The organism is Nonomuraea africana (genome assembly GCF_014873535.1).
Classification (GTDB): domain Bacteria; phylum Actinomycetota; class Actinomycetes; order Streptosporangiales; family Streptosporangiaceae; genus Nonomuraea; species Nonomuraea africana.
The window spans coordinates 4,606,243-4,619,017 of sequence record NZ_JADBEF010000001.1 but is presented as its reverse complement, the minus strand read 5'-3'; the positions used below and the strand labels follow the sequence as shown (position 1 = coordinate 4,619,017).

At 69.3% G+C, this 12,775-nt stretch carries 14 protein-coding genes; 10 read left to right on the top strand and 4 right to left on the bottom strand.

The window, feature by feature from the left end; all coding sequences use genetic code 11:
* Window positions 1-2: 2 nt before the first annotated feature.
* The 4 genes from pspAB to H4W81_RS21795 all read left to right on the top strand — a co-directional run bounded on the left by pspAB (window position 3) and on the right by H4W81_RS21795 (window position 3,623).
* On the top strand, window positions 3-560 hold the full coding sequence (pspAB, locus tag H4W81_RS21810; protein ID WP_192776517.1) for a PspA-associated protein PspAB: 558 nt from the start codon (window positions 3-5) through the stop codon (window positions 558-560).
* A 50-nt stretch (window positions 561-610) separates the two neighbouring features.
* Window positions 611-1,990 (top strand): DUF998 domain-containing protein, encoded by a 1,380-nt coding sequence (locus tag H4W81_RS21805; protein ID WP_192776516.1) that lies wholly within the window; start codon window positions 611-613, stop codon window positions 1,988-1,990.
* 95 nt (window positions 1,991-2,085) lie between these two features.
* Window positions 2,086-2,844 carry a maleylpyruvate isomerase family mycothiol-dependent enzyme gene (locus H4W81_RS21800; RefSeq protein ID WP_192776515.1) on the top strand — a complete coding sequence of 253 codons (759 nt, stop codon included), beginning with the start codon at window positions 2,086-2,088 and terminating at the stop codon, window positions 2,842-2,844.
* Window positions 2,845-2,900: 56 nt separating this feature from the next.
* Window positions 2,901-3,623, top strand: a complete 723-nt coding sequence (locus H4W81_RS21795; RefSeq protein ID WP_192776514.1) for an SIMPL domain-containing protein — start codon at window positions 2,901-2,903, stop codon at window positions 3,621-3,623.
* A gap of 17 nt (window positions 3,624-3,640) precedes the next feature.
* Here H4W81_RS21795 and nadA read toward each other — a convergent pair whose 3' ends face one another.
* Window positions 3,641-4,783 carry a quinolinate synthase NadA gene (gene nadA, locus H4W81_RS21790; RefSeq protein WP_192776513.1) on the bottom strand — a complete coding sequence of 381 codons (1,143 nt, stop codon included), beginning with the start codon at window positions 4,781-4,783 and terminating at the stop codon, window positions 3,641-3,643.
* A 192-nt stretch (window positions 4,784-4,975) separates the two neighbouring features.
* Here nadA and erpA point away from each other — a divergent pair, with 192 nt between their 5' ends.
* Both erpA and H4W81_RS21780 read left to right on the top strand, forming a co-directional pair.
* On the top strand, window positions 4,976-5,329 hold the full coding sequence (erpA, locus tag H4W81_RS21785) for an iron-sulfur cluster insertion protein ErpA (RefSeq protein WP_192776512.1): 354 nt from the start codon (window positions 4,976-4,978) through the stop codon (window positions 5,327-5,329).
* A 97-nt stretch (window positions 5,330-5,426) separates the two neighbouring features.
* A complete protein-coding gene (locus H4W81_RS21780; RefSeq protein WP_192776511.1) occupies window positions 5,427-6,413 on the top strand; it encodes a carbohydrate kinase family protein in 987 nt (328 codons plus the stop codon).
* A 108-nt stretch (window positions 6,414-6,521) separates the two neighbouring features.
* On the opposite strand, the gene H4W81_RS21775 is transcribed toward H4W81_RS21780, so the two are convergent.
* The 3 genes from H4W81_RS21775 to H4W81_RS21765 all read right to left on the bottom strand — a co-directional run bounded on the left by H4W81_RS21775 (window position 6,522) and on the right by H4W81_RS21765 (window position 8,427).
* The gene (locus tag H4W81_RS21775; protein WP_192776510.1) at window positions 6,522-6,968 is read right to left on the bottom strand and encodes a CBS domain-containing protein; all 447 of its coding nucleotides are present in this window, start codon (window positions 6,966-6,968) and stop codon (window positions 6,522-6,524) included.
* 83 nt (window positions 6,969-7,051) lie between these two features.
* Window positions 7,052-7,297, bottom strand: coding sequence for a sulfurtransferase TusA family protein (locus H4W81_RS21770; protein WP_183658729.1), 246 nt, complete (start codon window positions 7,295-7,297; stop codon window positions 7,052-7,054).
* Entirely contained in the window at window positions 7,294-8,427 is a 1,134-nt protein-coding gene (locus H4W81_RS21765; RefSeq protein ID WP_192776509.1) for a cysteine desulfurase family protein, read from the bottom strand. The genes H4W81_RS21770 and H4W81_RS21765 overlap by 4 nt, the downstream gene beginning before the upstream one ends.
* A gap of 197 nt (window positions 8,428-8,624) precedes the next feature.
* Between H4W81_RS21765 and ctaC the strand changes: the two genes are divergently transcribed.
* From ctaC to H4W81_RS21745, 4 genes are all read left to right on the top strand, one after another.
* Window positions 8,625-9,383: an aa3-type cytochrome oxidase subunit II gene (gene ctaC, locus H4W81_RS21760; RefSeq protein ID WP_318781870.1), complete on the top strand. Its 759-nt coding sequence runs from the start codon at window positions 8,625-8,627 to the stop codon at window positions 9,381-9,383.
* On the top strand, window positions 9,380-11,038 hold the full coding sequence (gene ctaD, locus H4W81_RS21755) for an aa3-type cytochrome oxidase subunit I (protein WP_192776507.1): 1,659 nt from the start codon (window positions 9,380-9,382) through the stop codon (window positions 11,036-11,038). Before ctaC ends, ctaD begins: the two co-directional genes overlap by 4 nt.
* Window positions 11,035-11,430, top strand: a complete 396-nt coding sequence (locus H4W81_RS21750; RefSeq protein WP_192776506.1) for a cytochrome c oxidase subunit 4 — start codon at window positions 11,035-11,037, stop codon at window positions 11,428-11,430. Before ctaD ends, H4W81_RS21750 begins: the two co-directional genes overlap by 4 nt.
* Window positions 11,431-11,593: 163 nt before the next feature.
* A complete protein-coding gene (locus tag H4W81_RS21745) occupies window positions 11,594-12,760 on the top strand; it encodes a L,D-transpeptidase (protein ID WP_318781869.1) in 1,167 nt (388 codons plus the stop codon).
* Window positions 12,761-12,775: the final 15 nt, after the last annotated feature.

Below are 12,775 nucleotides of genomic sequence, written 5' to 3'. Positions count from 1 at the left end.
CGATGGGCTGGCTCGATGTGATTCTCGGCAGGACCAAGCAGGCCGAACCCAACCTCGACGCGCTGTTCGCGCTGCCCTCCGCGGCCGTCACGCTGCAGGCCGCCACGGGCCTGGCGCCGACCGGGGAGGGCTCGGTGAGCTTCAGGGCGGCGGAGGGCGGCGCGTTCGCCACGCTCCAGGGCGACGTCAAGGCGCTGCTCGGCGAGCGGGTGGAGGAGTCTACGGACGTCTACGGCTACACGTGGCTGCTGGTCAGGCGCGCCCCTGACGCGGTCACCGACCTCGTCACCGAACTGCACGCCGTCAACTCCTCGCTGGAGGACGCCGGCTTCGGTCCTTCCCTGCTGTGCTCGCTGGTGGCGTTCGCCGATCCCCGGGGCCGCCGGCTGGCGATCGTCTATCTCTACAAGCGCGGCACGTTCTATCCCTTCGCGCCGCTGGGCGGACAGCACCGGGACAACGCGCTGGAGCTGCAGGCCCGCGGCGCGCTCGCGGAGGAGCTGAGGATCGAGGAGGATCTCGCGCGCTGGTTCCCCGTCTGGGGCGCGCCCGGCCTGTGACCCGTGACCCGGTGATCGGCGGTCCGCACCCCTGGTGATCTAATGATCACATGGAGCGACGACTCGACCTGGCAGCCGCCTGCGCGTTCGTCGTCGCGGCCGTCTTCTCCAGCGCGTGGATGCCGGGCCAGTTCACCAGCGAGGGGCTCGACAGGCTGCACGGCTTCGTCAGCCGGCTGGCCGCCCGCGACCAGGAGTGGTCGGTCCTGTTCAGGTTCTGCGACACTGTCGCGGGCCTGACCTGCCTGGCCGGGGTCGCGCTCGTGGTCAGGGTGCGGGAGGAGTGGCAGGGCTGGCTGGCGATGGCCCTGTTCGGCCTCTGCACCGCCGTCGGTGGGCTGTTCCCTCTCGACTGCGCCGGTTGCGGCGGGGCGCTCTCCTTCGCCCATCAGGCGCACGTGGCGGCGGGCGTCGCCGCCACCGCGGCCGTGCTGGTGGCGATGGTGCTGCTCAGCGCGCGGTGGCGCAGCCCGCTCGCCTGGCTGGTCACCGCCGCCACGTACGCGGCCACGATGGCCACGCTCGTCGCCGACGCCGTGGGCAGGTACGCGGGGCTCGCCCAGCGCCTCCAGGTCACGCTCATCGCCATCTGGCTGCTCTACCTCGCCACGCGGCTGCTGGTCGAGGCCACCCCCGCCCTGGAGAGCGGACCCTTCCACGTCGTCAGCGAAGGGGCGGGCCGTCCCGTGCTGCTCAGCTCGGGTCCCGCGGGCGCCTGGTTCCACTGGGACGCCGTCGCCGAGACCCTGCGCCACGGCCACCGCGTCATCCGCTTCGACCGCCCGGGTCTCGGGCTCAGCCCCGCCGTGACCACCCCGCCCACCCTGTACGGCGAAGCCGCCCGCCTGGCCGCGCTCGTCCCGGGTTCGGAGCGCGCGACGGTCGTGGCGCGCTCGGTGGCCGCCTGGCACGCCGAGGCCTTCGCCAGGCTGCATCCGCTGCGCGTGGCGCGCCTGGTCCTGATCGATCCGGCCTGTGGGGCGGGCCCCGGCACCGCGTGGGCGGCCGGCCTGCGCAGATGGGCGCCCGCCCTCGGCGCCACGTGGGGGGCGGCCGCCGTGGCCAGGGCGCTGGGCCCGCTGGCGCACCGGCTGCGCACGGGCATGGTAGATCCCCACGGCGTCTACCGCACGGGCAGGGTGGCCGCCGCCGCGGTGGGGGAGTGGCTGGCCAGAGGCGAGATGGCGGCCGATCTCGAGGAGGTCAGGCGGGAGCATCCGTTCCCCGCGGTGCCGGTGACGGTGATCAGTACGGGCGGGGCGGGCGAGTGCCGCGCGCGGCTGGCCGCGGACCTGGGCGCGCGCCTGGTCGGAGTGGCGGACGAGGGTGAGCGGCGCGCCGCGGTGGTCGAGGCCTGTCAGGAGCCACGCGTGCCGGGGCTACCGGACGTGACCGGGGTAACTGAACGTGATGGAGGTGACCGCATGTGACCGGGGTGGCCCGGTTCGCGTGGGGATGGCACGATCGGCGGGGAAGCGAAGAGAACGGGGACGGCGGGGAAGCGGATCGGGCGCTGGGAGGCGGCATGGTGGACTGGACGCACGAGCGGCACGCGGCGGCGGCGGTCACGCGGATCGAGCGGATGGCGCGCACCGTGGAGGGCGCCGACTTCTCGACGCCGGTGCCGACCTGCCCGGGGTGGGACCTGCGGCAGCTCGTCCTGCACACCGGCGCTGTCCACCGGTGGGCGGCGTCGATGGTGCGCGACCTGGCGTCCGAGCGGCTGGACCGGACGGCGATCGAGGCCGGGTTCGCGGATCTGCCGTCCGAGGAGCTGGCGGCATGGCTCCACAAGGGGGCGGGACTGCTGGACGAGGCGCTGACCGCGCACGACGCCGGCGCGCCGATGTGGGCGTGGGGCGGCGACAGGCACGTGCGGTTCTGGTCGCGCAGGCAGCTCCACGAGACGGTGGTGCACCACGCCGACGCGGCGCTGGCCCTGGGCGAGGCGCCCGGGATCGCCGAGGACGTGGCGATCGACGGGGTGGAGGAGTTCCTGGACGTCCTGCCGTACGCGCGCCGGTGGCGCCCCGAGGTACGCGAGCTGGCCGGCGACGGGGAGACGATCTCGTGGCGGACCGGCTCCGGCGCGGCGTGGCTGATCACGCTCGGGCCCGAGGGGTTCGCCTACGAGCGCTCGGCGGCGCGGGCGACCGCGACGCTGCACACCGACACCGCGGCCGAGCTGCTGCTGGTGGTCTGGCGGAGGGGCGAGCTCGAGCGGCACCGCCTGGAGGGCGAGACCAAACTGCTGAGATGGTGGGCCGACCATTCCATGATCTAGTCAAGCGGCCGGGTCGATCCAGCGGGGCGCGGGGGCCGGCTGGTGACATGACACACATGATGAGACTGGCTTATGCGCTGGCGGCCTCGGCCGTCGCGGTCGCGGGGATGGGCATGCTCGGCGGACCCGTCATGGCGGCGGCCGCGGATCCTGCGAGGGTGGTTGTGGACGAGACGAGGAACCGGATATCGGTCGTCGGAGAGGGCGTGGTCTCGGCCGCGCCCGACGTCATGCGCCTGTCGGCGGGCGTCGAAGTGCGCGCGGCCAGCGCGGGCGAGGCGTTCAAGGCCGTCAGGGCCGGCGCGGCCAAGCTCACGGCCGCCCTGGTCGCGGCCGGGGTGGCGGCCAAGGACCTGCGGACGAACGAGCTGTCGCTCGGCCCCGAGTACGAGGCCTACCCGAAGGTGTCCGGCTACCGGGGCGCCCAGGGCGTCGAGGCGGTCGTGCGCGACCTGAACCAGGCCGATCGGATCATCGACGCCGCCGTGGCGGTCGGCGAGGACGTCAGGCTCAACGGGATCTCCTTCGAGGTGTCCGATCCCGGTGCGCTGCTGGAGGCGGCCCGCGCCGCCGCCTTCAGGGACGCGCAGGCCAAGGCGAGGCAGTTCGCCGAGCTGGCGGGCCGGCGGCTCGGCGAGGTCGTGCTCGTCAGCGACGAGGTGACGGGCGGTCCGCAGCCCCTGACCTTCGCGGGCGCGGTCGCCGAGGACCGATCCTCGGTGAGTCCCGGACGTCAGAACCTGTCGGTCAACGTCCGGGTGGTGTACTCACTCGTCTAGCGGCGGGCCGCCCGGGGCTACGGCAGGGCCAGCATGCGGTCCAGCGCGACCTTGGCCCAGTGGGTGGTGTCGGCGTCGACCGTGATCTGGTTGACGACGTCGCCGAGCACCAGCGACTCCAGCGCCCACACCAGGTGCGGCAGGTCGATGCGGTTCATGGTCGAGCAGTAGCAGACCGTCTTGTCCAGGAACGAGACGCTCTTGTCGGGGAACATCTGGCCGAGCCGCTTGACCAGGTTCAGCTCGGTGCCGATCGCCCACTTCGAGCCCGCGGGGGCGGCCTCCAGCTGCTTGATGATGTACTCGGTCGAGCCGACGTAGTCGGCCTTCAGCACGACCTCGTGCTTGCACTCGGGGTGGACCAGGACGTTCACGCCGGGGATGCGCCGCCGTACGTCGTCGACCGAGTCGGCGGTGAAGCGGCCGTGCACCGAGCAGTGGCCCTTCCACAGGATGATCTTCGCCCGGCGCAGCTCCTCGGCGGACGGCGGCCGGTGCGGGTTGTAGACCAGGCAGTCGTCGAGCGACAGGCCCATCTCCAGCACGGCGGTGTTGCGGCCGAGGTGCTGGTCGGGCAGGAAGAGCACCTTCTCGCCCTGCTCGAAGGCCCACTCCAGCGCCCGCTTCGCGTTGGAGGAGGTGCACACGGCGCCGCCGTGCCTGCCGCAGAAGGCCTTGATGTCGGCGCTGGAGTTCATGTACGTGACCGGGACCACGTCGTCGGCGATGCCCGCGTCCTCCAGGATCTCCCACGCCTCCTCGACCTGGTCGAAGGTCGCCATGTCGGCCATCGAGCAGCCGGCCGCGAGGTCGGGGAGGATCACCTTCTGCGCGTCGCCCGTGAGGATGTCGGCCGACTCGGCCATGAAGTGCACGCCGCAGAAGACGATGTACTCCGCCTCGGGACGGGCCGCCGCCTGCTGCGCGAGCTTGAAGGAGTCGCCGGTGACGTCCGCGAACTGGATGACCTCGTCACGCTGGTAGTGGTGACCGAGGACGAACAGCCGGTCGCCCAGCGCCTCCTTGGCCTTGCGTGCCCGCTCCACGAGATCGGGATCGGAGGCGGCGGGCAGCTCGCCGGGACAGTCGACCCCCTTCTCGCTGTGCGGATCGGTGCCCTGCCCGAGGACGAAGAGCGGCAGCCCTGTCTGGGTGGCCATGGCCGTACCCCCTTATCGTCTAAGTGACGACTAATGATGACACACGGCTTGGGGGGATTTATTCCGGGCCCTTGCCGACAACCTGACGGCAGCGGAATGCATGGAGGTCCCCGGGTGTTGGTAGCGTCTGAGTAGGACGTCAGAAACAGACAGCCGTGACACTGCGGCTGATCCAGACGCGGGAGTCAGCACATGACGGTTGAGAGCAGCGAGACCACGACGCAGGGCCTGATCCTGACCGACGCGGCCGCGGCCAAGGTCAAGAGCCTGCTTGAGCAGCAGGGTGAAGAGGGCCTGCAGCTGCGCGTGGCCGTGCAGCCGGGTGGCTGTTCCGGTCTGCGCTACCAGCTCTTCTTCGACGACCGTTCGATGGACGGCGACATCGTGTCCGACTTCGACGGTGTCGGTGTCGTCACCGACAGGATGAGCGCTCCGTACCTCATCGGCGCCACCATCGACTTCGTCGACACGATCGAGAAGCAGGGCTTCACCATCGACAACCCCAATGCCACGGGCTCCTGCGCCTGCGGCGACTCGTTCAACTAGCAGGCGTCGCAAGGTCCCGTCCGTCTTTGTGCGGGCGGGACCTTCGCGTATTCTCTTGGGGCTCATTGGCTTGCTGACAACGAGGAAGAAGAATCCCGTGCGCATCGCCGTCACCGGCTCCATCGCGACAGACCATCTGATGACCTTCCCCGGCAGTTTCGGGGACCAGCTCATCGCCGACCAGCTCGACCGGGTATCCCTGTCGTTCCTCGTCGACGACCTGCAGGTCAGGCGTGGTGGTTGCGCGGCCAACATCGCCTTCGGGATGGGCTGTCTCGGCCTCGACCCGATTCTCGTGGGCGCGGTCGGCGCGGACTTCGCCGACTACCGCTCGTGGCTGGAGCGGCACAGGGTCGACTGCGGCTCGGTGCACATCTCCGAGACCCACCACACCGCGCGCTTCCTGTGCACCACCGACGAGCACCACAACCAGATCGCCTCCTTCTACACCGGCGCGATGGCCGAGGCGCGGCTGATCGAGCTGCAGCCCATCGCCGACCGCGTCGGCGGGCTCGACCTGGTGCTGATCAGCCCCAACGACCCCGACGCGATGCTGCGCCACACCGACGAGTGCCGCCAGCGCGGCATCCAGTTCGCCGCCGACCCCTCCCAGCAGCTGGCCCGCATGACGGGCGAGCAGATCCGCCAGCTGGTCGACGGCGCGGCGTACCTGTTCTCCAACGACTACGAGAAGGGGCTCATCGAGCAGAAGACCGGCTGGTCGGACGCCGAGGTCCTCGACAGGGTCGGCGTGCGCGTCACCACGCTCGGCCCGAAGGGCGCGGTCATCGACCGCAAGGGCGAGCCCTCCACCCACGTGACCCCCGCGCCCGAGCTGGGCAAGGCCGACCCCACGGGCGTGGGCGACGCGTTCAGGGCCGGATTCCTGTCCGGTGTCGCCTGGGGCCTGTCGATCGAGCGGGCCGGTCAGGTCGGCAACCTCACCGCCACGCACGTGCTGGAGCGCGTGGGCTGCCAGGAGTACGAACTCGGGCAGCGGGTCTTCCTCGACCGCTTCGCGGCCGCGTACGGGCAGAGCGCCGCCGACGAGGTGGCCGGCCACGTCCACTGCCACTACGCCTGATCTCTCTTTCCGTACGGCACGCAAGAACACGGCCACCGGGGTCACCGGTGGCCGTCCGTCCATCACGCTTGCCCCCGCGGGACTTCGCCGCCCGCCGTCACGTCAGGATCACTCGAAGGCGGTTTCGGGCGCGTAGATCCGGTGCACGAATTCGGCGAGCTTGTCGTCGGGCAGGTGCTTGGCCAGGTCGGCCTCGGTGATCATGCCGATGATGCGGTGGTTCTCGATCACCGGGAGCCGCTTGATCTGGTTCTCCTCCATGCGCGTCAGGGCCTCCTCGATGGAGGCGTCGGCCGCCACCCAGACCAGCCCAGTGGCCAGCTGCGCCGCCGTCACCTGCGACGGGTCACGCCCCTCGGCGATGCACTTCACGACGATGTCGCGGTCGGTGATGATGCCCTTCAGCCTGTCGTCGTCGCCGCAGATGGGCAGCGCGCCGACCTGCATGTCGCGCATCATCTGCGCCGCCCTGTCCAGGGTCTCGTGCGCGGCGATGCACTCCACACCCGGGTTCATGAAGTCGCGCGCGGTCTCGTGCGGATGTCCGCTGGTCATCTGAATCCCCCCGAAGTCGATGACTTTCCGAGGGTTTCTACCCACGTTCGCGCAGTTCACGACCCCTGAAACGCGGGGACGGGTCAGTAGTTGCGGCGCACGTGGATCGCCCAGCCGCCGCCGGGCAGCTCGTAGGTGCCCACGTGCGGATGCGACTTGAGCCTGCACCAGGCCGGCACGTCGGTGAAGGCGGCAGGATCGTCGGCGAGGACGGCGACGACGGCGTTCAGCGGCACGAAGTTGATCTGCTCGGCGAGCATGATGATCGGGATCGGGCACTTCTTACCGAGCGCGTCGATGGTCAGGGCCGGCTGCGCTGCGACTGTCATGCGACTCCTGCGTCTTGACGGATCCGGCGCACCACGTCGGGAAGGACGGCCAGGAACCTGTCGACCTCGGCTGCGGATGCGCCCCTGGGCAGCGATACCCGGACGTTTCCATGCGTAAGCACGCCCATCGCCTCCAAAACATGCGATGGACGAAGCGTACTAGCCGTGCAGGAGCTGCCGGACGACACGGCGAAACCGGCCTTGTCGAGCTCGGTCAGCAGCGCCTCGCCGTCGACGTAGAGACAGGAGAAGGTCACGATGTGCGGCGCCCGGTCGACGGGGTCGCCGATGACCTCCACATCGGGGACCAGCCGCGGCACCCGGTCCCTGATCACGTCGACCAGAGCGGAGAGCCGGGCGTTCTCCTCCTCGGCCGCCTCCCTGACCGCCACCAGCGCGGCGGCGGCCGCCACGATCGCGGGGACGTTCTCGAAGCCGGGCACCCTGCGCCGCTCCCGCTCGTCCTCGGGAAGGAAGGAGCGGAACCTCGTCCCCTTCCGCACGGCCAGCACGCCCACGCCCGCGGGCCCGCCCCACTTGTGCGCGCTGGCGGTCAGCACCGACCAGCCGGGCGGGATGGGCAGGCGGCCCGCGCTCTGGGCGGCGTCGACCAGCAGCGGCACCCCGTGCTGCCGGCAGATCGCGGCCGCCCGCTCGACCGGCTGGAGTGTGCCGACCTCGTGGTTGGCCGTCTGGAGGCAGGCCAGGGCGGTGCCCTCGGCCGCGACGGCGGCGCCGAAGGCCGCCAGGTCCACGCGTCCTGCCAGGTCGACGCCCACGGTGGTCACCGTGCCGCCCTCGGCCTCGTGGACGGCGGCGGCGTGCAGCACACTGGAGTGCTCCACCGCGCTGGTCACGAGGTGGCGCCCCGCCCTGCGCCTGCCGTGTAGGGTGCCGAGCACGCCGAGATGCGCGGCCTGCGTGCCGGAGGAGGTGAAGGAGACCTCGTCCGGCCTGGCGCCGAGCGCCTCGGCCACCTCCGTGCGGGCCTGCTCGAGCAGCAGGTGTGCACGGCGGGCCTGGCCGTACAAGCGTGCCGGGTCGGCCCAGCCCGCATCCAGGGCAGCCAGCAGCGCCTCGCGCGCTCGGGGGTGCAGCGGCTCGGTCGATGCCGCGTCGAAGTACGCCACATCGAGACATTAACGGGGGCGAGCGGGGAGCCGACCACCCCCCACGCTAATGTGTCTGCAATCAGCTGTGCATATGGAAATACGAGCGCCCAGGAGAGACTCCTGGGCTTCATCTGTGGGGTAGGCGATCCGTGAGTCCGACCCGCCGTACTGAGCGGCGTCCGTTGGGCCGGCGCAGAGTGTCGAGCGCCGCCGGTTTGGCGTTGCTGCTGGCCTCCGCGACGGCTTGTGCAAATGACGTGCCCGAGGCCAACTGGTCGCAAGGCCTGTTGCCGGACAGCGTCACCAAGCAGGGCGAGACCGTCACGAACCTGTGGAACGGGGCGTGGATCGCGGCACTGGCCACGGGACTCGTCGTCATCGTTCTGATCATCTGGGCGTGTGTCTTCCACCGCAGGCGCAAGACCTCGGCCGAGCTCCCTCCGCAGGTTCGCTACAACCTGCCGATCGAGATCCTCTACACGCTCGTGCCGCTCGTCATGGTGTCGGTGTTCTTCTACTTCACCGCCCGCGACGAGACCGAGATCCTCAAGACCTCAGCCGCGCCCGCCGTGACAGTCCACGTGGAAGGTTTCCAGTGGAGCTGGCGCTTCACCACCACCGCCGGTGGCAAGACCGCCAGGGTGGTCGGCATGCCGGTCAGCGACTACAAGGCGGCCCAGGCGCCGGAGCTCGTGCTCCCGGTGAAGAGCCAGGTCCAGTTCAAGCTCGACGCCGACGACGTGATCCACTCGTTCTGGGTCCCCGCGTTCATGTTCAAGCGCGACGTGATCCCCGGCATCTCCGGTGAGAAGAACAAGTTCGAGATCACCACGCTCGACAAACCGGGCACCTACGCGGGCCGCTGCGCCGAGCTGTGCGGCGTCGACCACAGCCGCATGCTCTTCAGGGTGAAGCTCGTTTCGCAGGCTGAGTTCGACCAGTACATGACGACCCAGACTGGGAGCCCCCAGTGACCGCCATCCAAGCACCACCCGTCACGGCGCAGCCGACCCGCAAGGGTCTGACCATCGCCAAGTGGATGTCCTCCACCGATCACAAGATCATCGGGCATCTCTATCTGATCACGTCGTTCATCTTCTTCCTGATCGGCGGCGTGATGGCGCTGATCATGCGGGCCGAGCTGGCGCAGCCTGGGCTGCAGCTCACCACGAACGAGCAGTTCAACCAGCTGTTCACCATGCACGGCACGATCATGCTGCTGATGTTCGCGACGCCGCTGTTCGCCGGTTTCGCCAACGAGCTCATGCCGCTGCAGATCGGCGCGCCCGACGTGGCCTTCCCGCGCCTCAACATGGTCAGCTACTGGCTCTACCTGTTCGGCAGCATCATCGCGGTCAGCGGCTTCCTGACCCCGAACGGCGCGGCCAGCTTCGGCTGGTTCGCCTACACCCCGCTGTCGAACGCGATCAGCTCGCCCGGCATCGGCGGCGATCTGTGGATCATGGGTCTGGCGCTGTCCGGCCTCGGCACCATCCTCGGTTCGGTGAACTTCATCACCACGATCATCTGCATGCGCGCGCCCGGCATGACGATGTTCCGGATGCCGATGTTCACCTGGAACATCCTGCTGACCAGCATGCTCGTGCTGATGGCCTTCCCTGTGCTGGCCGCGGCCCTGCTGGCCCTGGAGGCCGACCGCAAGCTCGGCACCCACATCTTCGCCCCCGAGACCGGTGGCGCGATGCTGTGGCAGCACCTGTTCTGGTTCTTCGGCCACCCCGAGGTCTACATCATCGCGCTGCCGTTCTTCGGCATCGTGACCGAGATCCTGCCGGTCTTCAGCCGCAAGCCGCTCTTCGGCTACATCGGCCTGGTCGGCGCCACCATCGCGATCGCCGGTCTGTCGATCACCGTGTGGGCGCACCACATGTTCGCGACGGGGCAGGTCCTGCTGCCGTTCTTCTCGTTCATGACGTTCCTCATCGCGGTGCCGACGGGCGTGAAGTTCTTCAACTGGATCGGCACGATGTGGCGAGGCCATCTGAGCTTCGAGTCGCCGATGCTGTTCTCGATCGGCTTCCTGATCACCTTCCTGCTCGGCGGTCTGACGGGCGTCATCTTGGCCTCGCCGCCGCTCGACTTCCAGATCAGCGACAGTTACTTCGTCGTGGCGCACTTCCACTACGTGGTCTTCGGCACCGTCGTGTTCGCGATGTTCGCGGGCTTCTACTTCTGGTGGCCGAAGTTCACCGGCAGGATGCTCAACGACAGGATGGGCAAGGTCCACTTCTGGCTGCTGTTCATCGGCTTCCACACGACCTTCCTGGTGCAGCACTGGCTGGGCGTCGTGGGCTTCCCCCGCCGCTACGCCGACTACGCCCCGACCGACGGCTTCACCGACCTGAACCTCATCTCGTCGGTGGGCGCCTTCATCCTCGGCGCCTCGACGCTGCCGTTCTTCTACAACGTCTGGAAGACCTGGCGCAGCGCGCCGAAGGTCACCGTCGACGACCCGTGGGGCTACGGCGGCTCGCTGGAGTGGGCCACCTCGTGCCCGCCGCCTCGGCACAACTTCACCTCGCTGCCCCGCATCAGGTCCGAGCGCCCCGCGTTCGACCTCCACTACCCGCACGTGTCGGCCAAGCCTCTGGAGGGTGAAGCCCGATGAAGGTCCAGGGTTGGCTCTTCCTGCTCTGCGGACTGTTCTTCGCCGGTGTCGACGTCGTCTACTGGTTCTGGTCCAAGGAGCCCGTCGGCACCACGGCCATGGCCATCTCGGTCGGCTTCGCGTTCATGATCGGCTACTACCTGATGTTCACGGCGCGCCGCATCGGCGCCCAGCCGGAGGACAACAAGCAGGCCGAGATCAGCGACGGCGCCGGTGAGATCGGCTTCTTCAGCCCGAGCAGCTGGTGGCCGCTGTTCGTCTGCCTCGCGGCGGCGTTCGCGTTCGTCGGCTTCGTCATCGGCATGTGGATGTTCCTGATCGGCGTCTTCATGGTGATCATGGCGATGGTCGGCTTCGTCTTCCAGTACTACCGGGGCAATTTCTCGCACTGACCCATCCGCGCAGAAGCGGGCGTCCTTGTCCAAGGGCGCCCGCTTTTGGCGTTTTTTACTACACCCCGGATATGGCGAAACGGTTACGGAGGGTAGTAACGGGGCCTGGGGGATTGCGGAGATGGGAGTTCTCGTGGGGCGGTTGACTCATGGATCGGCTGGTGTGCTTGCCCTCGCCGTACTCACCGCGTGTGCGGCGAGTGAAACGACGGCGGGGAAGGCCACGCCGAGCGCGCCGCCGCCGGCCGCCAGCGTTCAGGTGCTGCCCGCCGACAAGGCGGGCAATGTGCCGACCGACCAGACCGTGCTGGTGGCCGCCCAGGGCGGCACGCTGAGGAGCGTCACCGTCACCGGCAAGGCGGGCACCCTGGCGGGCGAGCTCAGCGCGGACGGCACGCAGTGGCGCAGCAAGCGCTACGCGCTGCCGGGCGCCTCGTACACGGTCAGCGCGCTGGTCGCCAACCCGGTGGGGCAGACGACGCGGACCACGACCACGTTCTCCACGGTCAAGGCCGACTCCTCCTTCGGCATCGAGCGCATCGTGCCGCACAAGGACGACACGGGGCTGACCGTGGGCGTCGGCATGCCGATCATGATCACCTTCGACAAGGACATCACCGACCGGGTCTCGGTCGAGCGCAACCTGATCGTGAAGACCTCCAAGCCGGTCGAGGGGGCCTGGCACTGGTTCGACGACAGGCACGTCGACTTCAGGCCGAAGAAGTACTGGCCCGCGCACACCAAGGTCCGCCTCGAGGCGCGCCTGGCCGGTGTGCGTGGCGGCAAGGGCATGTACGGCAAGCGCGACCACGTCCTCGACTTCAAGATCGGCAGAGAGCAGATCACCAGCGGGAGCACGCGGAACCACGTCCTCAAGGTCAAGCGCGACGGCAAGGTCGTCAGGCACATGCCGATGAGCGCAGGCAAGGGCGGGGTGTGGAAGTACTACACGACCTCCGGCATCCATCTGGCGATGTCCAGGGAGCCGGTGACCATCATGGTCTCGCCCGGCATCGGGCCGGGCCAGGCCGGCTACTACCGGCTGACCGTCTACAACACCGTCCGGATCTCCAACTCGGGCGAGTACGTGCACAGCGCGCCGTGGTCCGTGGGTTCCCAGGGGCATGCGAACGTCAGCCACGGCTGCGTGAACGTCAGCCCCGCCAACGCGGCGTGGTTCATCAAGAACACGCTGATCGGGGACCCGATCGTGATCACCGGGTCGCCGCGCAAGCTGGAGCCGACCAACGGCTGGGGGCACTGGCAGGAGGACTGGAAGCAGTGGCTCCAGTGGAGCTCGGTGAAATCGGCGATCACCGAGTCGATCTAGGTCGCGCCCTCGCGG